This window comes from Streptomyces sp. NBC_01244, from assembly GCF_035987325.1.
GTDB lineage: Bacteria > Actinomycetota > Actinomycetes > Streptomycetales > Streptomycetaceae > Streptomyces.
Genome location: NZ_CP108488.1, coordinates 6,762,765 through 6,784,919 on the forward strand (window position 1 = coordinate 6,762,765; position 22,155 = coordinate 6,784,919).

Here is a 22,155-nt window from a genome sequence, read left to right on the forward strand (position 1 = left end):
GGCAACAATGGGTCCATGAGCGACCGCCCATCCCCCCTCGCCGATCCGCACCTCCTCTTCGACCCCGCGGCCGGCCGTCGGGACATCGTCATCCTCGGCTCCACCGGGTCCATCGGGACCCAGGCCATCGACCTCGCCCTGCGCAACCCGGACCGGTTCCGGGTCACGGCCCTGTCCGCCGCCGGCGGCCGGGTCGCGCTGCTGGCCGAGCAGGCCCGGCTGCTGCGCGTGAGGACCGTGGCAGTCGCGCGCGAAGACGTCGTACCGGCCCTCAAGGAGGCGCTGGACTCCGAGTACGGCCCCGGTGAGCCGCTGCCCGAGATCCTCGCCGGACCGGAGGCGGCGACCGAGCTCGCCGCCTCCGAGTGCCACACCGTGCTCAACGGCATCACCGGTTCCATCGGCCTCGCGCCCACCCTCGCCGCGCTGAAGGCCGGGCGGACGCTGGCCCTCGCCAACAAGGAGTCGCTGATCGTCGGCGGCCCGCTGGTGAAGGCCCTGGCGAAGCCCGGCCAGATCATCCCGGTGGACTCCGAGCACGCGGCGCTCTTCCAGGCCCTCGCCGCGGGCACCCGCGCCGAGGTGCGCAAGCTCGTGGTGACCGCCTCCGGCGGGCCCTTCCGCGGCCGCACCCGAGCCGAGCTGGCCTCGGTGACGGTGCAGGACGCGCTGGCCCACCCGACCTGGGCGATGGGCCCGGTGATCACCGTCAACTCGGCGACCCTGGTCAACAAGGGGCTGGAGGTCATCGAGGCGCACCTGCTCTACGACATCCCCTTCGAGCGGATCGAGGTCGTGGTCCACCCGCAGTCCTACGTGCACTCCATGGTGGAGTTCACGGACGGCTCCACGCTGGCCCAGGCCACCCCGCCGGACATGCGCGGCCCGATCGCCATCGGTCTCGGCTGGCCCCAGCGGGTCCCGGACGCGTCCACCGCCTTCGACTGGACCAAGGCGTCCACCTGGGAGTTCTTCCCGCTGGACACCGAGGCCTTCCCCGCGGTGGGCCTGGCCCGGCACGTCGGCGCCCTGGGCGGGACCGCGCCCGCCGTGTTCAATGCGGCGAACGAGGAGTGCGTAGAGGCGTTCCTGGCCGGTCGGCTCCCGTTCACAGCAATCATGGATACGGTCTCTGCCGTGGTCGATGAGCACGGAACCCCCGCCGGGGGAACTTCCCTCACGGTCGCGGACGTCCTTGAAGCGGAGACCTGGGCCAGGGCCCGGGCACAGGAGACGGCGGCACGGGCCGCAGTGGAGGCGCGCGCATGACCATACTGCTCACCTTGATCGGCGTGCTCGTCTTCGCGGTCGGGCTGCTCTTCTCGATCGCCTGGCACGAGCTCGGTCACCTCTCCACGGCCAAGCTCTTCGGCATCCGCGTGCCCCAGTACATGGTCGGCTTCGGCCGGACCATCTGGTCGCGCAAGAAGGGCGACACCGAGTACGGGCTCAAGGCCATCCCGATGGGCGGATACATCCGCATGATCGGAATGTTCCCGCCGGGCGAGGACGGCAAGGTCACCGTCCGCTCCACGTCGCCGTTCCGCACGATGATCGAGGACGCCCGCTCGGCGGCGTACGAGGAGCTGCAGCCGGGCGACGAATCGCGGCTCTTCTACACGCGCAAGCCGTGGAAGCGCGTGATCGTGATGTTCGCGGGACCGTTCATGAACCTGGTCCTGGCGATGGCGATCTTCTTCGGCGTGTGGATGACCTTCGGGGTGCAGCAGACGACCACCCAGGTCCAGACCGTCACCGACTGCGTGATCAAGCAGAGCGAGAACCGCGACGAGTGCCGGGCCGGCGACCCGGCCGCCCCGGGCAAGGCCGCCGGCCTCCAGGTCGGGGACAAGATCGTGGGCTTCCAGGGCAAGCCGATCGAGGACTGGGCCACCCTCCAGAAGAACATCCGCGACACCATCGGACCCGCCACCCTCACCGTCCTGCGCGACGGGCAGAAGGTGACCCTCCAGGCGAGCCTCGTGGAGAACCGCGTGGGCAAGAGCGACGGCCACGGCGGCTACGTCAAGGGCGAGTACGTCTCGGCCGGCTACCTCGGGGTCGGCCCGAAGTCCGTGATCGCCCCGCTCACCTTCACCCAGTCCGCGGACCGGGTCGGCGAGGTCGTCCAGAGCAGCCTGCAGGGCCTGGCCCAGCTCCCGGGCAAGATCCCGGCCCTGTGGAACTCGGTCTTCAACGGGGCCGAGCGGGAGGCCGACTCCCCGATGGGCATCATCGGCGCCGCCCGGATCAACGGGGAGATCGCGAACCTCGACATTCCGAGCGAGCAGCGGATGTCGATCATGCTGAACGTCCTGGGCATGTTCAACCTCTCCCTCTTCCTGTTCAACATGCTGCCCCTGCTGCCGCTGGACGGCGGGCACATCGCGGGCGCCCTGTGGGAGTCGGTGCGGCGGGCCTTCGCCCGGGTCTTCCGGCGCGCCGACCCGGGCCCCTTCGACGTGGCGCGGCTGATGCCGGCCGCGTACGTGGTGGCCGGGGTCTTCCTCTGCTTCACCTTGTTGGTGCTGGCCGCGGACGTGGTCAACCCCATCAGAATCACCTGATCGAAAGATCGGCGGATCGTCGTACGGGACGCCTGTACAGCAAGAGGACCGGAGCCGGGCACGCATCGTGCCCGGCTCCCTACGTTCGGGTGGCACACCCCCTGCGATGCGCGGGAGACGTGCCGCTTGGCGTAATCTCGGACGCTGGGGCCCGCCGATCCCGGCACCTATATCCACACCTTGGGGTTGCACAGCAGATGACTGCCATCTCTCTCGGAATGCCGGCCGTGCCGACGAAGCTCGCCGACCGCAGGGTCAGCCGCAAGATCCAGGTCGGCTCGGTGGCCGTCGGCGGCGACGCCCAAATCTCCGTGCAGTCGATGACCACCACCAGGACCTCCGACATCGGGGCCACGCTCCAGCAGATCGCCGAGCTGACCGCTTCCGGCTGTGACATCGTCCGCGTGGCCTGCCCGACGCAGGACGACGCCGACGCGCTCGCCGTGATCGCGAAGAAGTCGAACATCCCGGTCATCGCGGACATCCATTTCCAGCCGAAGTACGTGTTCGCCGCGATCGACGCCGGCTGCGCCGCCGTCCGCGTGAACCCGGGCAACATCAAGCAGTTCGACGACAAGGTCAAGGAGATCGCGCGCGCCGCCAAGGACGCCGGAACCCCGATCCGGATCGGCGTCAACGCCGGCTCGCTCGACGCGCGACTGCTGAAGAAGTACGGCAAGGCCACGCCCGAGGCGCTGGTCGAGTCCGCGCTGTGGGAGGCCTCCCTCTTCGAGGAGCACGGCTTCAGCGACATCAAGATCTCGGTCAAGCACAACGACCCCGTGGTCATGGTCAACGCCTACCGCCAGCTCGCCGCCCAGTGCACCTACCCGCTGCACCTCGGCGTCACCGAGGCCGGCCCGGCGTTCCAGGGCACGATCAAGTCCGCCGTCGCCTTCGGCGCGCTGCTCTCCGAGGGCATCGGCGACACGATCCGCGTCTCGCTGTCGGCCCCGCCGGTGGAGGAGATCAAGGTCGGCATCCAGATCCTGGAGTCGCTGAACCTCAAGCCGCGCCGCCTGGAGATCGTCTCCTGCCCGTCCTGCGGGCGTGCGCAGGTGGACGTCTACAAGCTGGCCGAGGAGGTCACGGCGGGCCTGGAGGGCATGGAGGTCCCGCTGCGCGTCGCCGTCATGGGCTGCGTCGTCAACGGCCCCGGCGAGGCCCGTGAGGCCGACCTGGGCGTCGCCTCCGGCAACGGCAAGGGCCAGATCTTCGTCAAGGGCGAGGTCATCAAGACCGTCCCCGAGTCGAAGATCGTCGAGACCCTCATCGAAGAGGCGATGAAGATCGCCGAGCAGATGGAGAAGGACGGCGTGATGTCGGGCGAGCCGACGGTCGCCATCGGCGTGTAGTTCCCCGCGGGGAGCCGCGCGGCTCCGCAGGAGGAACGGTGACGGGCCCGGGACCGCAGGTGCGGCCCCGGGCCCGTCGGCATGCGGGCTCCCGGCGTGCCGTGCGGGCGAGGGGCCCTGGCCGGCCGCTCGCACCTCCTCGGCCTCCCCGACGGACGGCGCCGGCCCGTGAAGGGCCCGTGAAGCGCCTCCGAGGGGCCTCGGGGGCATCTCGGAGCCGGTCCGGGTACAGTGCGGAGATCAGCAGACTTGCATGGTGAGGCCCCAGTGTTGACGCAGACCACCACCCGGGTCCTTGAGCCCAGTGATCTTGACGCCGCGCTCGACATCCTCGGCCGCGAGCCGGTCGAGAACGCCTTCGTCACCTCCCGGGTCCAGATCGCCGGGCTCGACCCGTGGCGTCTGGGCGGCGAGATGTGGGGCTGGTACGCCGACGGCGTACTCCGCTCCCTCTGCTACGCCGGCGCCAACCTGGTGCCCGTCTGCGCCGAACCCGACGCCGTACGGGCCTTCGCCGACCGCGCCCGGCGCACCGGCCGCCGCTGCTCCTCCATCGTCGGCCCCGCCGAGGCCACCGGGCTGCTCTGGCAGCTCCTGGAGCCGAACTGGGGCCCGGCCCGCGACGTCCGCTCCTGCCAGCCGCTCATGGTCATGGAGCAGCCGTCCACCGCGGTGACCGCCGACCCCCGGGTCCGCCGGATCCGCAAGGACGAGATGGACCTGATCATGCCCGCCTGCGTGGCCATGTTCACCGAAGAGGTCGGCATCTCCCCGATGACCGGCGACGGCGGCCTGCTCTACCAGGCCCGGGTCGCCGAGCTGGTCGCCAGTGGCCGTTCGTTCGCCCGCGTCCAGGACGGCAAGGTCCTCTTCAAGGCCGAGATCGGCGCCGCGACCACCCGCGCCTGCCAGATCCAGGGCGTCTGGGTGGCCCCCGAGTTCCGCGGCCGCGGGCACTCGGAGACCGGGATGGCCGCCGTCGTCGCGTACGCGCTCCGGGACGTGGCCCCCGTGGTCAGCCTGTACGTCAACGACTTCAACACCGCGGCGCGCGCCTCCTACCACCGGGTCGGCTTCCGCGAGGTCGGCGCGTTCATGAGCGTGCTGTTCTGAGCGCATCGCCGCCCGTGCCGTGCCGATGTGTGCGTCCTGTTCCGATCTTCCTGTTCGACCCCGCGGTCGGCCAGTAAAGTCGCCGCATGATGCCAACCCCCGCGGGAGACGACCCCGGCCGGCCCGCCGGACTGCGCATCGGGCCCCTCGACCTCGCCGCCCGGGTCGACGAGGCCCTGCGCGTGCAGGCCATGGCCTTCGGGCTCAGCGAGGAAGAGATCGGCATCCGGCGCTACATCGTCCAGCGCCACATGACCTGCCGAGGAGCCCGCGCGCTCGGTGCGTTCACCGAGGACGGGGGGCTCGCCGGGTTCGTCTACGGCATGCCCAACGACCGCACGCACTGGTGGTCCGGAGTCGTCGAGCCCTACCTGCGGACCGGCGGGCACGAGAGCTGGCTCGACGGCTCCTTCGTGATCACCGAGCTCCACGTGCACCCCGGGTTCCAGGGCAAGGGCGTCGGCCGCGCCCTCATCACCCTGATCACCGACACCGCCGCCGAGGAACGCTCGATCCTCTCCGCGATCGACACCGACAGCCCCGCCCGCGGCCTCTACCGGTCCCTCGGCTACACGGACCTCGCCCGCCAGGTCCTCTTCCCGAGCGCGAGCCTCCCGTACGCCGTCATGGGCGCCCCGCTGCCGCTGCGCAGGCCCTGACCCCGTCCGCCCCGACCCGGTGGGCCCTCAAACCGGTTTCCGCGGCCCCCGCGGGCCCCGGTAGCCTCCCGTCATGTCAACGCAACACGTGCAGCGCATGTCCCGCCTCATGGCCAAGACCCTCCGCGAGGACCCCGCCGACGCGGAAACCCTCAGCCACCGCCTGCTGGTCCGGGCCGGCTACGTCCGGCGCAGCTCCGCCGGAGTGTGGAGCTGGCTGCCGCTCGGCAAGCGGGTCCTGGACAACGTCTCGCGCATCGTCCGCGAGGAGATGGACGGGATCGGGGCGCAGGAAGTGCTGCTCCCGGCACTGCTGCCGAAGGAGCCGTACGAGGTCAGCGGGCGCTGGTCGGAGTACGGGGACCTGCTCTTCCGGCTCAAGGACCGCAAGGGCGCGGACTACCTGCTCGGCCCCACCCACGAGGAGATCTTCACCCTGGTGGTCAAGGACCAGTGCACGTCCTACAAGGACCTGCCGGTCATGCTCTACCAGATCCAGACCAAGTACCGGGACGAGGCCAGGCCCCGCTCGGGCGTCCTGCGCGGTCGCGAGTTCCAGATGAAGGACTCGTACTCCTTCGACGTGTCCGACGAGGGCCTGGCGGAGTCCTACCGGCTCCACCGCGAGGCCTACGTACGCATCTTCGAGCGGCTCGGCCTCGACCACCGGGTGGTGTCGGCGGTCTCCGGCGCGATGGGCGGCTCGGCGTCGGAGGAGTTCCTGGCACCGGCCCCGGCCGGCGAGGACACCTTCGCGGACTGCCCCTCCTGCGGCTACGCGGCCAACACGGAGGCGGTGACCTTCGCCCTGACCCCGGCCCCGGGGGAGCACGCCCCGCTGGAGGAGATCCCGACCCCCGACACCCCCACCATCGAGACCCTGGCGGCGCACCTGGGCGTCCCCGCCTCCGCGACGCTGAAGAACCTCCTCGTGAAGGTGGACGGCGAGATCACCGCCGTCGGCGTGCCCGGTGACCGCGAGGTCGACCTCGGCAAGCTCGGGGAGCACCTGGCCCCGGCGGTCGTGGAGCTGGTGACGGCGGAGGATTTCACCGGCCGGCCCGACCTCGTACGGGGCTACGTGGGCCCGCAGGGCCTGGAGAAGGTCCGCTACCTCGCCGACCCCCGCGTCGCACCGGGCACCTCCTGGGTGACGGGGGCCAACCGGCCCGACACGCACGCCCGGAACGTGGTCTGCGGGCGGGACTTCGAGGTGGACCGGTACCTGGACGTGGTCGTCGTCGAGGAGGGCGACCCCTGCCCCTCCTGCGGAGCCGGGCTGCGGCTCGACCGGGCCATCGAGATCGGGCACATCTTCCAGCTCGGCCGCAAGTACGCGGACGCGTTCGGACTCGACGTCCTCGGCAAGGAGGGCAAGCCGGTCCGGGTCACGATGGGCTCCTACGGGATCGGCGTCTCCCGCGCGGTGGCCGCGCTGGCCGAGCAGACGGCGGACGAGCGGGGCCTGTGCTGGCCCGCCGCGGTCGCCCCGGCCGACGTCCACGTCGTGGCGGCGGGCAAGGCGGTGCCGCTCGCGCTGGCGGAGTCGGCGGCGGAGTCCCTGGCCGGGGCCGGTCTCCGCGTCCTCCTGGACGACCGGCCGGGCCTGTCGCCCGGGGTGAAGCTGACGGACGCGGAGCTCATCGGAGTCCCGTGGATCCTGGTCGCGGGCCGCCGGTCCGCGGACGGGGTGGTGGAGCTCCAGGACCGCCGCTCCGGCACCCGCGAGGAGCTCCCCCTGGCGGAGGCCCTGTCCCGCCTGACCGCCGGCGCGTAGCCCTGCGGGGCCGGGTCCCCTACCCGCCCTTCGCCCGTTCCCCGGGCTCTGCCCGGACCCGGTCCTCAAACGCCGGACGGGCTGGATCGATCCAGCCTCGCCGGCGTTTGAGGCGCGGGGTCTGGGGCGGAGCCCCAGGGGGTCCGGGCGCAGCCCGGGGAACGGTGGAAGGGCGGGTAGGGGACGGCTCCGCGCAGCGCCTAGCCGCGCTCGTCCGGCTCCGCCGGGGGCGGCGGCGACGGGGCGCCGTCCAGGCAGGGCTCGTCCGCCGCCCCGGGGCCGAGCCCCGCACCGGCGTCCGCAGGCGCCACCGCGAGAGCGGGGCCCGCGAGGCCGGGGGACGGCGCCGCAGGTGCGGGGGCCGCCGGTCCCGGAGACGGCTGCGCCGCGGGCGACGGGGCCGCGCGTTCCAGGAAGCGCAGGAGTTCCACCGGGAACGGGAGGACGAGGGTGGAGTTCTTCTCCGCGGCGACGGCCACGACCGTCTGGAGCAGGCGCAGCTGAAGCGCGGCGGGCTGCTCCGACATGACCTCCGCCGCCTGCGCCAGCTTCTTCGAGGCCTGGAGCTCCGCATCCGCGTTGATGATCCGCGCCCGCCGCTCCCGGTCGGCCTCCGCCTGCCGCGCCATCGACCGCTTCATCGTCTCCGGGAGCGAGACGTCCTTGATCTCCACCCGGTCGATCTGGACGCCCCAGCCCACCGCCGGACTGTCGATCATCAGCTCCAGGCCCTGGTTGAGCTGCTCCCGGTTGGACAGCAGATCGTCCAGGTCGGACTTGCCGATGATCGACCGCAGCGAGGTCTGCGCCATCTGGGAGACGGCGAAGCGGTAGTCCTCCACCTCGATGATCGCGCTGGCCGCGTCCACCACCTTGAAGTACACGACCGCGTCCACCCGCACCGTGACGTTGTCCCGGGTGATCCCCTCCTGGGCGGGCACCGGCATCGTCACGATCTGCATGTTGACCTTGCGCAGCCGGTCCATGACCGGGACCACGAAGGTGAAGCCGGGCCCCCGGACGCCGCCCCGCAGCCGGCCGAGGCGGAAGACCACGCCCCGCTCGTACTGCTTCACCACCCGGGCGGCGGCGCCCACGTAGGCCGCGATCCCGACGCCCGCGACGGCGCCGGCTGTCAGCAGTTCCTGGAGCATGGCGGCCTCCTGCCGGGCACGTCCCCCCAAGGGACTTATGCCCTACAACCAGCCCGCGAACTCCAGCAGCAGCTCAGCATCCCGCCGCCGGCCCGCCGCCAGCGCCCGGTTGCCCGATTCGACGGCCCGGAACAGCGTCCAGCCCCGCAGCCGGTCCCGGTCCACCTCCAGGGCGTCGGCCAGCTTGTTCACCCGCCGCCGGGCGCCCGAGGCCCCCGCCGAGGAGGCCATCTGGTCCTCCAGCCGGTCCCGTACCAGCCGTGCCAGGTCGTAGGCCCGCTCGCCGACCATCGGGTCGGGGCCCACCGCCAGCCACGGGGCGCGCTCGCCGGCGAGGACCTTGCCCTGCCGGAAGTTCCCGTGCAGCAACAGCTCCTCGGCCGGCGCCGCCGTCAGCTCCTCGCGGGCCGCGAGCGCCGCCGAGGCCAGCTCGGCCGCCTCCGGGGGCGCCTTGCGGAGCACCTCGGCCTGCTCGGCGGTCCGCTCGGCGACCGTCTCCCAGCCGTGCCCCCGCGCCGGGGCCACCCACAGCCTGCGCAGCGTGCCGCAGGCCTCCAGTAGCGCCTTCGCCTCCGGCAGCGAGCGCAGCGAGACCTCGGGGTGCAGCCGTTCCAGCAGCAGCGCCCCGTCCTCCTCGTGGTGGCGCGTGTCGAGGACCCGTACGGCCCCGAAGCCGCCCCAGTGCGCGAGCGCGGCCAGTTCCCGGTCGGGCCGGAGCCCCGGCGGGGCCAACTTCAGCGCGGCCGGGGTCCCGTCTGCGTACCGGACGAGGACGACCAGGCTGCTGCGGCCGCCGGGGGCCTGCACCCGCTGGGCGTGCACCCCGCGCCGGGCCAGCGCCCCCTCCGCCAGCCGGGGGAGCTGCCCCAGCCAGTCCGAGACGTGCGCCGATTCCGGCAGTTCGCCGAGCGCCCGTACGAGCCGCTGCGGCGGTTCGAAAGCCATGCGTGCGTGGTCCCTTTCAGCTGTGCCCGGGCTCGTCGCGCATGCTTGCGCGCTAGGTCGGCGGTGTGTCCGCGCGTTCCGTGAGCCCAGGGAAGGCTACGCCGACACCACGCCAGCGTGCCGCGCGCACGGCCGCGGCGGTGAGCGCGTCAGCCGCCTCGCGGCGCAACCGGCCCTCGGCGGCGCGCACCAGATCGGAGTACGCGCCCGCCACCCGGTCCTCGATCCCGGCGGCCAGCCGCTCGGCGTCGGCGGGCGTGCGCACGGTGAACGGCAGCGTGTACGCGGCCTCCGAGGGGCGAGGGGAACCGCCCAGCTCACGCACGGTGCGGGCGAGCGCGTCGCGGCGCGCGAGGTGGCCGACGTACGCCTCGCGGGCCTCGGCGGAGCGGGCGGCCGAGGCCCGGGCCCCGATCACGCCGTAGCCGTACGCGGCCGCGTGCTCGGCGGCCAGCGCCGCCTGCGCGGCCTCCAGGACCCGGCCGGCGGGGGAGGGGACGGGGGCGGGGGTCACGAGGAGGCTCCCGGGTTCGAGGTCAGCAGGTACGCGTGCACGTGGCCGCACGCCGCCACCGAGGCCAGCATCCGCGCCAGCTCCCCGGGGGCGCCGGCCAGGGCGATCGTCCGGGCCTCGGCCAGGCTCCGCTCGGCGTCCGCGAGGGCGGTCAGCGCGTCGGCGGGCGCGGGGGGCACCGGTACGGTCCCGGAAGCGGGCGGGGCGGCGGCCGCGGCTCCGGACGGGACGGACGAGGGGGAGGCGGAGGGGGAGGGGGAAGCGGACGAGGAGGCGGAGGCCGGGGCCGCGGGCCGGGAAGGCGAGGCCGATGACGACGACGCGGCCGACGACCCCTCGTCGGCCAGGGCCGCCGTGTGCGCCGCGACCGAGGCGCGCAGCGGTGCGAGGCGCTGCGCGAGGGCCGGATGGGCCGCGGTCGTGGCGTCGTAACGTTCCAGCAGTCGCTCGCTGTCACGAACGGCCGTCTCGCGCATCCGCCGTTCGAGTGGAACCTCGGGGGCCGCTGCGGGCGGCCGGTCGTCGGAGCAACCGCTGAGCAGTGCGGCTCCGGCGATGCCCGCGGCACCGGCGAGCAGGCCTCTTCGCGACGGCAGGGTCGAGGGCACGGAGACGTCCTTGGGGTGTTGACCGGGCTGATGGCTGGCAGGCTGTGATCACGGTACCCGGGGGCCCGCCCACAGGGCGGACGGCAACACCCCCCGCGACCGGATACCCTTTGACCTGACGCACGACGGACATCACAACAGCACACGCGGCCGAGGAGTCACCCGGATGAGCACCACCCAGAGCGACAGGCTGCGCGCATTGCTGGAGCCGCTCGTCGCCGCCAAGGGCCTGGACCTCGAGGAGATCGAGACGTCCAAGGCGGGCAAGCGCCGGATGCTGCGCATCATCGTGGACTCCGACGAGGGCGTGGAGCTGGACGCGTGCGCCGAGCTGAGCCGCGAGGTCTCGGACCTGCTGGACGAGACCGACGCGATGGGTGAGGACGAGTACGTCCTCGAAGTGAGCTCGCCGGGCGCTGACCGCCCGCTGACCGAGCACCGTCACTACATCCGGGCGATCGGCCGGCTCGTGAAGTTCCAGACGTCGGACGGCGGGGAAGTGATCGCCCGCATCCTCGACGTCGACGACGAGGGCATGGACCTCGAAGTCCCGGGCGTGAAGGGCCGCAAGGCGACCGCCCGCCGCATCGTATTCACCGACATCGCCAAGGCGCGTGTCGAGATCGAGTTCAACCGCAAGGACAAGAAGGAAGAGGAGGCGTAGTCGTGGACATCGACATGAGTGCCCTGCGGGGTCTGGTTCGGGAGAAGGAGATTTCCTTCGACCTGCTCGTCGAAGCGATCGAGTCGGCCCTCCTCATCGCGTACCACCGCACCGAGGGAAGCTTCCGGCGCGCACGCGTCGTGCTCGACCGCACCAACGGTCACGTGATCGTGTGGGCGACCGAGGACCCGAGGGACCTGGAAGAGGGCCAGGAGGCCAAGGAGTTCGACGACACCCCGTCGGACTTCGGCCGCATCGCCGCGACGACCGCCAAGCAGGTGATCCTCCAGCGTCTTCGCGACGCCGAGGACGACCTGACCTTCGGCGAGTTCCTGGGCCGCGAGGGTGATGTCATCACCGGCGTGGTGCAGCAGGGCAAGGACCCGAAGAACGTCCTCGTCGACATCGGCAAGATGGAGGCCATGCTGCCGGTGCAGGAGCAGGTCCCCGGCGAGGACTACACGCACGGACTGCGCCTGAAGTCGTACGTCGTGCGGGTGGCGAAGGGTGTCCGCGGTCCGTCCGTGACCCTGTCGCGCACCCACCCGAACCTGGTGAAGAAGCTGTTCGCGCTGGAGGTCCCGGAGATCGCCGACGGCAGCGTCGAGATCTGCGCGATCGCCCGTGAGGCCGGTCACCGCACCAAGATCGCCGTCCGCGCCAACCGCTCCGGCCTCAACCCGAAGGGCGCCTGCATCGGCCCGATGGGCAGCCGCGTGCGCAACGTGATGGCCGAGCTGCACGGCGAGAAGATCGACATCGTCGACTGGTCGGACGACCCGGCGGAGATGGTCGCCAACGCCCTGTCACCCGCCCGGGTGAGCAAGGTCGAGGTCGTGGACTGGGACACCCGGTCCGCGCGGGTGACCGTGCCCGACTACCAGCTGTCGCTGGCCATCGGCAAGGAGGGCCAGAACGCCCGCCTCGCCGCTCGCCTGACCGGCTGGCGCATCGACATCCGTCCCGACACCGAGCAGCCCTCGGACGGGGACGACCGCGACCGCGACCGCGGCGAGCGCCGCGACGAGCGCCGCGACGACCGGGGTGACGACCGCCGGGACGACCGGCGCGACGACCGCCGCGGGGAATAAAACCGGTACCGCCCGGAGCTGTCCGAGCGGTACACAAGAGCTGCAGGGGCGACAAGAGCCCTGCTCGACGTGCAGGGCCGTCCGCCGCCGAGGTTTCGGCGGCCGGACCCGGCACTCGTGATCACGACAACATCCGTTCGATTTTTCGCCCGAAGGGGTGAGGTCGGTGCGGGGAGGTAGACTTAAGCGTGTCTGGCCGGACGCAAGCCCGCGCATGCCCCGAACGCACCTGTGTGGGGTGTCGGGAGCGAGCGGCCAAGAGCGATCTGCTGCGCATCGTGGCGGTCGGTGACAAATGTGTCTCCGATCCTCGCGGTACGCTGCCCGGCCGGGGTGCCTACGTGCACCCCGCCGTGGTCTGCCTCGACCAGGCTGTCCGCCGTAGGGCGTTCTCCCGGGCCTTCAAGTCCGCAGGACCGTTCGACACGGCGGAACTGCACAAAGCCCTGGCCGATGAGGCCGAGGCGACACCGTAGGCACGTAGTACGGCACGGATCACCGTGCGGTCAGGTACCTCGCGAGTTGGAAGTAGGTCGAGATTGCGATGAGCACCCCTCGATGAGTACGCGATGAGTACGAGCATGAAGTAGAGACGGTCCGGCGTAACCCGGACCTAAAAGGAGCGAAGTGGCTAAGGTCCGGGTATACGAACTCGCCAAGGAGTTCGGAGTTGAGAGCAAGGTCGTCATGGCCAAGCTCCAGGAACTCGGTGAGTTCGTCCGTTCGGCGTCCTCGACGATCGAGGCGCCGGTCGTACGCAAGTTGACCGATGCTTTGCAGGGCCCCGGCGGCAACGCCGGCAAGTCCGCTGCGAAGCCGGGTGAGCCCCGCAAGGCCGCCCCCGCCAAGCCCGGGGTTCCCACCCCGGGTGCTGTTGCACGTTCTGCTGCCCCGAAGCCCGGCGCACCGGCCCCCAAGCCGGTCGTTGCCGAGGCCCCGGCCGTCAGCGCCCCCGCCCCGGTGACCCCGACCGCCGCCCCCGGTGGTCCGCGTCCCGGTCCCAAGGCTCCGGCCGCCCCGAAGCCCGCTCCGGCGGCTCCCGTGGCGACCGAGTTCTCCGCGCCCCCGGCGGCTCCGGCCGCCGCGGCTCCGGCGCGCACCGAGCGTCCCGCCGGTCCCGGCGCGACCCCCGGCCCGCGCCCGGCGCAGCAGCGCCCCGAGCGTCCGGCGGCCCAGGGCGGCCAGTCCGGCGCCCGTCCCGGCGCCCCGCGTCCGGCCGGTGCCGCTCCGGCGCGCACCGAGCGTCCCGCAGGTCCCGGTGCCTCGGCCCCGCGTCCGCAGGGCGCCCGTCCGGCCGGTCCCCGTCCGGGCAACAACCCGTTCACCTCTGGTGGCTCCACCGGCATGGCGCGCCCGCAGGCGCCCCGTCCGGCCGGCGCTCCCCGTCCCGGTGCCCCCGGCGCCGGTGACCGCCAGGGTGGCGCTCCCCGTCCGCAGGGCGGCCCCGGTGGCGCTCCGCGTCCGCAGGGTGCCGGTGCTGGTCGTCCGACCCCGGGCGGCATGCCGCGTCCGCAGGGCGGCGCCCCGCGTCCCGGTGGTGCCCCCGGTGGTAACCGTCCCAACCCGGGCATGATGCCGCAGCGTCCCGCTGCCGGTGGTCCCGGTCCCCGTCCCGGTGGCGGCCCCGGTGGCCGTGGTCCCGGTGCGGGCGGTCCCCGTCCCGGCGGCGCCGGTGGCGCCGGTCGTCCCGCGGGCGGCGGCTTCGCCGGTCGTCCGGCCGGTCCGGGCTCGCGTCCCGGCGGCGGTGGCGGCTTCGGCGGTCCCCGTCCCGGTGGCGGCTTCGGCGGCGGTCCGGCTGGTGCCGGTGGCGGCGGTCGTCCCGGCTTCGCCGGGCGTCCCGGTGGTCCCAATGCCCGTGGTGGCACGCAGGGCGCCTTCGGCCGTCCCGGTGGTCCCGCGCGTCGTGGGCGCAAGTCCAAGCGCCAGCGTCGCCAGGAGTACGAGGCCATGCAGGCCCCGTCGGTCGGCGGCATCATGCTGCCGCGTGGTCACGGCGAGACCGTTCGCCTGTCGCGCGGTGCGTCCCTCACCGACTTCGCGGAGAAGATCAACGCCAACCCGGCGTCGCTCGTCGCCGTGATGATGAACCTCGGCGAGATGGTCACTGCCACGCAGTCCGTCTCCGACGAGACCCTCGAAATGCTGGCCGGCGAGATGAACTACGTCGTTCAGATCGTCAGCCCGGAGGAAGAGGACCGCGAGCTCCTCGAGGGCTTCGACATCGAGTTCGGCGAGGACGAGGGCGGCGAGGAATTCCTCATGCCGCGTCCGCCGGTCGTGACCGTCATGGGTCACGTCGACCACGGTAAGACCCGACTGCTCGACGCCATCCGCAAGACGAACGTCGTTGCGGGCGAGGCCGGTGGCATCACGCAGCACATCGGTGCGTACCAGGTCGGTACCGAGGTCAACGGTGAAGAGCGCAAGATCACCTTCATCGACACCCCGGGTCACGAGGCGTTCACCGCCATGCGTGCCCGTGGTGCCAAGTCGACCGACATCGCGATCCTCGTGGTCGCGGCCAACGACGGCGTCATGCCGCAGACGATCGAGGCGCTCAACCACGCCCAGGCCGCCGGCGTCCCGATCGTCGTCGCGGTCAACAAGATCGACGTCGAGGGTGCCGACCCGGTCAAGGTGCGCGGTCAGCTCACCGAGTTCGGTCTGGTCGCCGAGGAGTACGGCGGCGACACGATGTTCGTCGACATCTCCGCCAAGCAGGGTCTGAACATCGACTCCCTGCTCGAGGCCGTCGTCCTCACCGCCGACGCCTCGCTCGACCTGCGCGCCAACCCGGAGCAGGACGCTCAGGGTATTGCGATCGAGTCCCACCTCGACCGCGGCCGCGGTGCCGTTGCCACCGTCCTCGTCCAGCGCGGTACCCTCCGCGTCGGCGACACGATGGTCGTGGGCGACGCCTACGGCCGAGTGCGCGCCATGCTCGACGACAAGGGCAACAACGTCGAGGAAGCGGGTCCCGCGACCCCCGTCCTGGTCCTGGGTCTCACCAACGTCCCCGGCGCCGGCGACAACTTCCTCGTCGTCGACGAGGACCGCACCGCCCGTCAGATCGCCGAGAAGCGTGCTGCGCGTGAGCGCAACGCCAACTTCGCCAAGCGCGTCCGCCGGGTGTCCCTGGAAGACCTCGACTCGGTCCTCAAGGCCGGTCTGGTCCAGGAACTCAACCTCATCATCAAGGGCGACGCGTCCGGTGCGGTCGAGGCTCTCGAGTCCTCGCTGCTCCAGCTCGACGTCGGCGAAGAGGTCGACATCCGCATCCTGCACCGCGGTGTGGGTGCGGTCACCGAGTCCGACATCAACCTGGCGATGGGCTCCGACGCCATCGTCATCGGCTACAACGTCCGTGCGGCCGGCCGTGCCGCGCAGATGGCGGAGCGCGAGGGTGTCGACGTCCGCTACTACTCGGTGATCTACCAGGCCATCGAGGAGATCGAGGCGGCTCTCAAGGGCCTCCTCAAGCCGGAGTACGAAGAGGTCGAGCTCGGTACGGCGGAGGTCCGCGAGGTCTTCCGCTCGTCCAAGCTGGGCAACATCGCCGGTGTCCTCATCCGGTCCGGCGAGGTCAAGCGCAACACCAAGGCGCGGCTCCTGCGCGATGGCAAGGTCATCGCCGAGAGCCTCACCATCTCCGGTCTGCGCCGCTTCAAGGACGACGTCACCGAGATCCGCGAAGGCTTCGAGGGCGGTATCAACCTCGGTAACTTCAACGACATCAAGATCGACGACGTCATCGCGACGTACGAGATGCGCGAGAAGCCCCGCGCGTAAGCGCGAGGCGGTTCGCACCGTGTCGTAGGCAGCTGTAACACCGGGGCCGGTCGGCGGAATATCCGTCGATCGGCCCCGGCCGTTGCGTGTACGGTTCTGATGACCCTGCCGCGCGACGGCCGGCAGGCCACCGAACCCGCACCGGCGGGATATCCGGAACTGCATGTACGTGGGGACTCTGTCCTTCGATCTGCTCCTCGGCGACGTTCACTCGCTGAAGGAGAAACGCTCCGTCGTCCGGCCCATCGTGGCCGAGCTCCAGCGCAAGTTCTCTGTGAGCGCGGCCGAAGTGGGCGACCAGGACCTGCACCGCAGGGCCCGTATAGGGGTCGCTCTGGTGAGTGGGGACACGGGGTTCCTCTCGGATGTACTGGACCGCTGCGAGCGGCTGGTCGCGGCACGTCCGGAAGTGGAGCTGCTGTCGGTACGACGACGGCTCCACGGTGATGAAGACTGACCGCAAGACTTGAGAAGGAGACGGACCAGTGGCCGACAATGCGCGGGCGAAGAAGCTGGCGGACCTCATCCGGGAGGTGGTGGCCGAGAAGCTGCAGCGCGGCGTCAAGGACCCCCGCCTCGGTACGCACGTGACCATCACGGACACCAGGGTCACCGGCGACCTGCGGGAGGCCACGGTCTTCTACACGGTGTACGGCGACGACGAGGCGCGGGTCAGCGCGGCGGCGGGCCTGGAGAGCGCCAAGGGCGTACTGCGCTCCGCGGTCGGCCGGGCGGCGCAGACCAAGTTCACGCCGACCCTGACGTTCGTGGCGGACGCCCTTCCGGAGACCGCCAAGAGCATCGAGGACCTCCTCGAGAAGGCGCGCACCTCCGACGCCCAGGTGCGGGAGGTTTCCTCGGGCGCTCAGTACGCCGGCGAAGCCGACCCGTACAAGAAGCCCGACGAGGACGACGACTCGGACGAGGACGCAGCCGCGGAATGAGCACCAACGCAGAAAAGACTCCGGACGGCCTGGTCATCGTCGACAAGCCGTCCGGATTCACTTCGCACGACGTGGTCGCCAAGATGCGCGGGATCGCCAGGACCCGCCGCGTCGGCCACGCCGGCACGCTCGACCCGATGGCGACGGGCGTGCTGGTCCTGGGCGTCGAGAAGGCCACCAAGCTCCTCGGCCACCTCGCGCTCACGGAGAAGGAATACCTCGGCACCATCCGGCTGGGCCAGAACACCCTGACGGACGACGCCGAGGGTGAGATCACCTCGTCCACGGACGCCACCGGGGTCACCCGCGAAGGCGTGGACGCGGGCATCGCCAAGCTGTCCGGCGCGATCATGCAGGTCCCGTCCAAGGTCAGCGCCATCAAGATCAAGGGCGTGCGCTCCTACAAGCGCGCCCGCGACGGCGAGGACTTCGAGATCCCGGCCCGGCCGGTGACCGTCTCCTCCTTCCAGGTGTACGACATGCGGGAGGCGGAGGCCGAGGACGGCACCAAGGTCGTCGACCTCGTCGTCTCCGTGGTCTGCTCCAGCGGTACGTACATCCGCGCGCTCGCGCGGGACCTCGGCGCCGACCTCGGCGTCGGCGGGCACCTCACGGCGCTGCGGCGCACGCGGGTGGGTCCGTACAAGATCGACCGGGCGCGCACGCTCGACCAGCTCCAGGAGGAGCTGACCGTCATGCCGATCGGCGACGCGGCGGCCGCCGCGTTCCCGCGCTGGCAGCTGGACGCCCGGCGGGCGTCGCTGCTGGCGAACGGCGTGCGGATCGACATGCCGGAGGAGTACGAGCCCGGCAAGGCGGTCGCGGTCTACGGGCCGGACGGGCAGCTGCTCGGGCTCGTGGAGAGCAAGAACGGCAAGGCCAAGTCGCTCGCCGTCTTCGCCTGATCCGTTCCCCTGATGCTGTTGACCGGCCGGCCTTCGGGCCGGCCGGTTCGCTTTTCCGGCCTGTGCTCGTTTGACGTGGAGCGGTGAGCGCACAAGGACTGCTGCTCACCGCTCCACGACCCCCCTCGGGTAGGTCTCTATCCACCCGGACCCCCTTATTCACCCGTGCGAGCAGGCGCTCGGAGTGAATGGAGGGAGCGTAAGGGGGCGCTTTCGCCACGCGTGCTGTTCCCGCTGATCTTCATCTGCCTACCGTCGTGCCTACGGGGCACGCGCGGCGGGGAGTGGTGCGGTGACGGCGCAACTGATCAGGATCTGCGATCTCGCCGGGCGGCCGCGGGGGAGCGGGTTCGTCGCGGACGACCGCGGGACGGTGCTCACCAGCCACGAAGCCGTGGACGGACTGGCCCGGCTGGTCCTGCACGGGCCGGCGCCGGGGGAGCGGACCTGGACGGCGGGGGCCTCGGACGTGACCGCCCTGCCGGAGCTGGGGCTGGCGCTCGTACGCAGCGACGGGCTGGGGGCGCGGCCGCTGCCGGTCGCGCCGCGGGGGGCGATCGCTCCCGGGACGTACGTACGGCTGGCCGCGCGCGGCTGGCGCCAGGCGCGGGTGCTCGGCGCCGCCGAGGCCACCTACCCTGCGACGGACCGCCTCCACCTGCTCCCGGCCGCCCTGGAACTCGCCATCGGGACCGACGGGCGCGACGCGCTGCGGCTCGGCGGCGAGGCCTGCGGAGGCCCGGTCCTGGACGCCGGGACCGGAGCGGTGCTCGCGGTCCTGTGCACCGCTCTGCGGGCGGAACACCGCTCCGGGGGCTTCGCCGTGCCCCTCGCGGCCGCGGCCGCCGCCGATCCGGGCGGACCCCTCGCCGCGCTCCTGGAACGCAACGCCGCCACCGTGCCGGGCCACGGCGCCGACCTGAACCTCGCGGGAGCCCTGCAGCTCACCGGCACCACACTCGGAGCGGCCCTCGCCATGGGGGGACCGGAGCCGGTGGACCGCCCGGAGATCGCCGCCGAACTCGACGCCTTCACCGCCGGAGACCGCCCGGTCCTCGCCCTCGTCGGACGGCTCGGCACCGGCCGCACCACGGCCCTCGCCGCCCTGGCGGTCCGCCGCGCCCGCGGCCCGCACCCCGCCCCGACCCTCTGGCTGCGCGGCGCCGACCTGCGGGCCGACGACGCCTCGCTGGCCGACGCCGTGGCGCGGGCACTGACGGAGGCGGGCCGGATCCTGGAGGTGCCCGCCGCCGGGCCGGGGCCGGACCCCGCGTCGGCGCTGGCCGCGCTCGTGGCTTCGGCCGGGCGGCCCCTGCTCGTGGTCCTGGACGGGCCCGAGGAGATGCCGCCGCGGCTCGCCGGGCGGGCCGCGCCGTGGACCGGGGCCACCGCCGCCTGGCTCGGCGCGAGCGGGGCCCGGCTGGTCGTGGCCGCCCGCCCCGAGCACTGGGAGGCGGCCGGGCGCCTCTACCCGCCGCGGATGCTCCACACCCCGGCGCGGCCGGCCCGGGGGCTGCCGCCCGCGGTCCCGATCGGCGATCTGACCCCGGAGGAAGCGGAGGCGGTCCGGGCCCGGCTGGGGATCCCGGCCGGCGCCGTCGACGGAGCCGACGCCCGGCACCCGCTCACGCTGCGGCTGCTCGCGGAACTCCGCGCGGCCGGGGTCACCGCGGGCCGTCCGTCGCGCGACGAGGTGTTCGCCGCACACCTGGACCTGCTGTGCCTGCGCGTGGCCGTCCGGGTGTCGGCCGCGCTCCCGCAGCCCCGTAGACCCCGCGGGGCCTTCGGGCCGGACGGCGCCTGCCGCGATGGCATCGGAGGGGACGGCGCGGGCGGGGACGGCGCCGGCGGGGAGGACCCGGCCGGGGCGTGCGACCCCGGTGTGTTCGGGCCCGGCGCGGGCAGGCTGGCCGCGCGCGTGGCCGGGCGGGTTCACGAGGCCGCGCGGCGCTGTCTGGGCCCGGGGCAGGGGCAGTTGGACCGGGGCTCCTTCGAGGAACTGTTCCCGTGGCGGTCGGGATGGGCCTCCGCGGTGCTCGCCGAGGGACTGCTGGTGCCCGGCGGGGAGGGCTACCGCTTCGCCCACGAGGAGTTCGCCGACTGGGTGCAGGCCGCCCACCTGGACCTCCCCGCCGCCCTGGACACCCTGGGCCGGGACGTCCCCCGGCACCGCATCGGGCCCGTACTGGAGGGCATCCGCCTGCTGCCGCCCGGAGAGCGGGGAGCAGCGCTGGAGCGGCTCGTGGCCGTGCTCGACGGCGCCACCGACCCGGAGGCCCTCTGGTGGGCCGCCCGGCTCGTCGGTGAGACGCTCCTCCGGGTCCCCGATGCCACGCCGTACCTCCCGGTCCTGCACGCCCTCGCCGCCCACCTGACCCGGCCCGCGCCGTCCGGGGCGGAAGAACCGGAACCTTCTCCGGCGGCTCCAGCACCGTTTCCGGCGGCTCCCGCACCGGCTCCCGCGGCTCCCGCACCGCCGCCGGCCGGCTCCGCGGCGTACGCGGGCTCCCTGGGTGCCCCGGGCCCCGCCGGGCCCCTGCGGATCCCCGCGCAGGGCGGAGCCCCGGTGGCCGACGGACCCGGCGGGCGGGCCGGGCGGCCACCGGGGCTCCGCCCCGGAGCGGCCGCCGATGACACCGGCGACTCCGGGGGCCCGGGGACCGGCGGGCACACCGGGCCCGGAAGCCCGCCCGAGCCCGGTCAGGGCCGGGAGGACGAGGGGGAGTTCGGGGGGTGGTTCTGGACCCGGGTGCGAGTCGCCGAGGACGACCGGTTCGAGCTGCTGCGGCGGTTGGTGCCCCACGACCACCGCCTCCTCGACGCCGCCGCCCGGCGGCTGGTCCGGGCGCCGCGGCTCGTGCAGCCGCTGCTCTGCGGCTGGTTCCGCGACGAGCGGCGGCTGCTCGGGCGGCCCGGGGCCACCGTCGCCACCGCCGCGCAGGCGCTGCTGCACACCCACCGCAGCCTTGCCGTCGACGACCTCACCGAGGCACTCGTCACCGCCGCGCACCCCCGCGCCGACGAACTGCTCGCCGTACTCGCCGAGGACGAGCCCTCCGCCCTCAGCCGGGCCGTGGACCGCTGGGCGCACGACGAGCGGCCCGGCCGCAGGGTCGCCGCCGCCGCGTACGGGCCGCTCACCGCCCCGCACGTGCGGACCCCCGCCGACCGCGAGCTGCTGCGCTACGCCGCGCAGACCCTCCTCGCCCGCCCCGCGGACGCCTCCTTGCACGGCAGCGCCCTCGGAATCCTGCTCCGCGACCCCCAGGTACGGGCCCGCTACCTCCCCGAGGCCCTCGCCTGCTTCCGCGATCCAGGGCGCGGCCGGCGGCTGCCCGCCACCGCGCTCGTGGCCGCGCTCCCCGTGCTCCCCGACCCGGACGCGGTGTTCGCCGCCCTGCGGGAGCGGGCCGACGGGGAAGTGGTGTGCGCGCTGGCCGCGCTGACCACGCCGGGCCTGGCGCGGCGCGCGGCCGAGCTCGTACGGGACCACCTGGCGGGGCACCCGCAGGACGCCGCGCACGCCGCCGAGTTCGTGGACCGGCGCCTCGAGCAGGGGCTGGCCGCCGCCCCCGTGCTCCGTCCGCTCGTACGGGACCTCCTGGGCTCCGGTCCGCCCCCGGTGCGGGCCGCGCTGGCCGGCGTACTGGCCGCTCCGGGCACGGAGTCCTCGTACACGCTCCGCGGCGAGCTGGCCGAGGCGCTGCTCCGCGAGGAACTGGACCCCTCGGTGCTCGACACCTTCCTCGGAGCGCTGGCGGCGGGGGCGGCCGCCGGCGCCCCGGACCGTACCCGGGACCTGCTGCGGCGCACGGGCCGGCAACTGCTGCGGGCCCCGGGCGGGCCGGCGGTCTTCGAGCGGCGCACGGTCGAGCTGGCCCGGGCCGAACCGGCCTTCGGCGCACTCGTGGCCTCCTGGCTGGAGCGGGCTCCGCAGGAGGCGGCGGCGCTGCTGGGGCCCAGCGCGCGCCGGACCGTGGAGACCCTCGCTCACAGCGCGTGCCCGTCGGAAGACGCCGATGATGGGCAGCGGCCACCGGCATGGCAGTCTTAGACCTGCAATCGGCAAC

18 protein-coding genes are annotated in these 22,155 nt (G+C 73.1%); 14 read left to right on the forward strand and 4 right to left on the reverse strand.

The genetic code is table 11. The features are described 5' to 3' along the window. The first annotated feature begins 15 nt into the window (after nt 1-15). From dxr to OG247_RS30560, 6 genes are all read left to right on the forward strand, one after another. Nucleotides 16-1,269 (forward strand): 1-deoxy-D-xylulose-5-phosphate reductoisomerase, encoded by a 1,254-nt coding sequence (gene dxr, locus OG247_RS30535; protein ID WP_327255194.1) that lies wholly within the window; start codon nt 16-18, stop codon nt 1,267-1,269. Then, nucleotides 1,266-2,567, forward strand: a complete 1,302-nt coding sequence (locus OG247_RS30540) for a M50 family metallopeptidase (protein WP_327255195.1) — start codon at nt 1,266-1,268, stop codon at nt 2,565-2,567. Before dxr ends, OG247_RS30540 begins: the two co-directional genes overlap by 4 nt. A gap of 197 nt (nt 2,568-2,764) precedes the next feature. Further along, on the forward strand, nt 2,765-3,922 hold the full coding sequence (gene ispG, locus OG247_RS30545; RefSeq protein ID WP_243337575.1) for a flavodoxin-dependent (E)-4-hydroxy-3-methylbut-2-enyl-diphosphate synthase: 1,158 nt from the start codon (nt 2,765-2,767) through the stop codon (nt 3,920-3,922). Between the two features lie 267 nt (nt 3,923-4,189). Further along, nucleotides 4,190-5,035, forward strand: coding sequence for a GNAT family N-acetyltransferase (locus OG247_RS30550; protein ID WP_327255196.1), 846 nt, complete (start codon nt 4,190-4,192; stop codon nt 5,033-5,035). A gap of 89 nt (nt 5,036-5,124) precedes the next feature. After that, nucleotides 5,125-5,694 carry a GNAT family N-acetyltransferase gene (locus OG247_RS30555; RefSeq protein WP_327257696.1) on the forward strand — a complete coding sequence of 190 codons (570 nt, stop codon included), beginning with the start codon at nt 5,125-5,127 and terminating at the stop codon, nt 5,692-5,694. A gap of 73 nt (nt 5,695-5,767) precedes the next feature. Beyond that, the gene (locus OG247_RS30560) at nt 5,768-7,471 is read left to right on the forward strand and encodes a proline--tRNA ligase (protein WP_327255197.1); all 1,704 of its coding nucleotides are present in this window, start codon (nt 5,768-5,770) and stop codon (nt 7,469-7,471) included. A gap of 200 nt (nt 7,472-7,671) precedes the next feature. On the opposite strand, the gene OG247_RS30565 is transcribed toward OG247_RS30560, so the two are convergent. From OG247_RS30565 to OG247_RS30580, 4 genes are read right to left on the reverse strand one after another with little or no spacing between them, the layout of a single operon-like run. Beyond that, nucleotides 7,672-8,625 (reverse strand): slipin family protein, encoded by a 954-nt coding sequence (locus tag OG247_RS30565; protein ID WP_327255198.1) that lies wholly within the window; start codon nt 8,623-8,625, stop codon nt 7,672-7,674. 42 nt (nt 8,626-8,667) lie between these two features. Further along, nucleotides 8,668-9,570, reverse strand: a complete 903-nt coding sequence (locus OG247_RS30570; protein ID WP_327255199.1) for an aminoglycoside phosphotransferase family protein — start codon at nt 9,568-9,570, stop codon at nt 8,668-8,670. Between the two features lie 52 nt (nt 9,571-9,622). Continuing rightward, on the reverse strand, nt 9,623-10,084 hold the full coding sequence (locus OG247_RS30575) for a ferritin-like domain-containing protein (RefSeq protein ID WP_327255200.1): 462 nt from the start codon (nt 10,082-10,084) through the stop codon (nt 9,623-9,625). Further along, on the reverse strand, nt 10,081-10,692 hold the full coding sequence (locus OG247_RS30580) for a hypothetical protein (protein ID WP_327255201.1): 612 nt from the start codon (nt 10,690-10,692) through the stop codon (nt 10,081-10,083). Before OG247_RS30580 ends, OG247_RS30575 begins: the two co-directional genes overlap by 4 nt. Before the next feature lie 166 nt (nt 10,693-10,858). Between OG247_RS30580 and rimP the strand changes: the two genes are divergently transcribed. The 8 genes from rimP (at nt 10,859) to OG247_RS30620 (ending at nt 22,139) form a co-directional block, all read left to right on the forward strand. Further along, nucleotides 10,859-11,356 carry a ribosome maturation factor RimP gene (gene rimP, locus OG247_RS30585; protein ID WP_266904030.1) on the forward strand — a complete coding sequence of 166 codons (498 nt, stop codon included), beginning with the start codon at nt 10,859-10,861 and terminating at the stop codon, nt 11,354-11,356. Between the two features lie 2 nt (nt 11,357-11,358). Continuing rightward, on the forward strand, nt 11,359-12,447 hold the full coding sequence (nusA, locus tag OG247_RS30590) for a transcription termination factor NusA (RefSeq protein ID WP_327255202.1): 1,089 nt from the start codon (nt 11,359-11,361) through the stop codon (nt 12,445-12,447). A 188-nt stretch (nt 12,448-12,635) separates the two neighbouring features. After that, complete coding sequence (locus OG247_RS30595; protein WP_327255203.1) at nt 12,636-12,923, forward strand: YlxR family protein; 288 nt, start codon at nt 12,636-12,638, stop codon at nt 12,921-12,923. 151 nt (nt 12,924-13,074) lie between these two features. Further along, nucleotides 13,075-16,236, forward strand: a complete 3,162-nt coding sequence (gene infB / locus OG247_RS30600; RefSeq protein ID WP_327255204.1) for a translation initiation factor IF-2 — start codon at nt 13,075-13,077, stop codon at nt 16,234-16,236. 163 nt (nt 16,237-16,399) lie between these two features. Next, complete coding sequence (locus OG247_RS30605; RefSeq protein ID WP_030161467.1) at nt 16,400-16,693, forward strand: DUF503 domain-containing protein; 294 nt, start codon at nt 16,400-16,402, stop codon at nt 16,691-16,693. 28 nt (nt 16,694-16,721) lie between these two features. Further along, the gene (rbfA, locus tag OG247_RS30610; RefSeq protein ID WP_327255205.1) at nt 16,722-17,180 is read left to right on the forward strand and encodes a 30S ribosome-binding factor RbfA; all 459 of its coding nucleotides are present in this window, start codon (nt 16,722-16,724) and stop codon (nt 17,178-17,180) included. Then, on the forward strand, nt 17,177-18,085 hold the full coding sequence (gene truB / locus OG247_RS30615; RefSeq protein WP_327255206.1) for a tRNA pseudouridine(55) synthase TruB: 909 nt from the start codon (nt 17,177-17,179) through the stop codon (nt 18,083-18,085). Before rbfA ends, truB begins: the two co-directional genes overlap by 4 nt. 292 nt (nt 18,086-18,377) lie before the next feature. Beyond that, the gene (locus tag OG247_RS30620) at nt 18,378-22,139 is read left to right on the forward strand and encodes a serine protease (RefSeq protein ID WP_327255207.1); all 3,762 of its coding nucleotides are present in this window, start codon (nt 18,378-18,380) and stop codon (nt 22,137-22,139) included. Nucleotides 22,140-22,155: the final 16 nt, after the last annotated feature.

Bases quoted from the DNA above. Each gene is read 5' to 3' on its own strand.
- OG247_RS30555 (WP_327257696.1), top strand. From the start codon at position 5,125: ATGCCAACCCCCGCGGGAGACGACCCCGGCCGGCCCGCCGGACTGCGC.
- OG247_RS30560 (WP_327255197.1), top strand. From the start codon at position 5,768: ATGTCAACGCAACACGTGCAGCGCATGTCCCGCCTCATGGCCAAGACC.
- OG247_RS30540 (WP_327255195.1), top strand. From the start codon at position 1,266: ATGACCATACTGCTCACCTTGATCGGCGTGCTCGTCTTCGCGGTCGGG.
- OG247_RS30570 (WP_327255199.1), bottom strand. From the start codon at position 9,570: ATGGCTTTCGAACCGCCGCAGCGGCTCGTACGGGCGCTCGGCGAACTG.
- OG247_RS30605 (WP_030161467.1), top strand. From the start codon at position 16,400: ATGTACGTGGGGACTCTGTCCTTCGATCTGCTCCTCGGCGACGTTCAC.
- ispG (WP_243337575.1), top strand. From the start codon at position 2,765: ATGACTGCCATCTCTCTCGGAATGCCGGCCGTGCCGACGAAGCTCGCC.
- dxr (WP_327255194.1), top strand. From the start codon at position 16: ATGAGCGACCGCCCATCCCCCCTCGCCGATCCGCACCTCCTCTTCGAC.
- rimP (WP_266904030.1), top strand. From the start codon at position 10,859: ATGAGCACCACCCAGAGCGACAGGCTGCGCGCATTGCTGGAGCCGCTC.
- OG247_RS30565 (WP_327255198.1), bottom strand. From the start codon at position 8,625: ATGCTCCAGGAACTGCTGACAGCCGGCGCCGTCGCGGGCGTCGGGATC.
- truB (WP_327255206.1), top strand. From the start codon at position 17,177: ATGAGCACCAACGCAGAAAAGACTCCGGACGGCCTGGTCATCGTCGAC.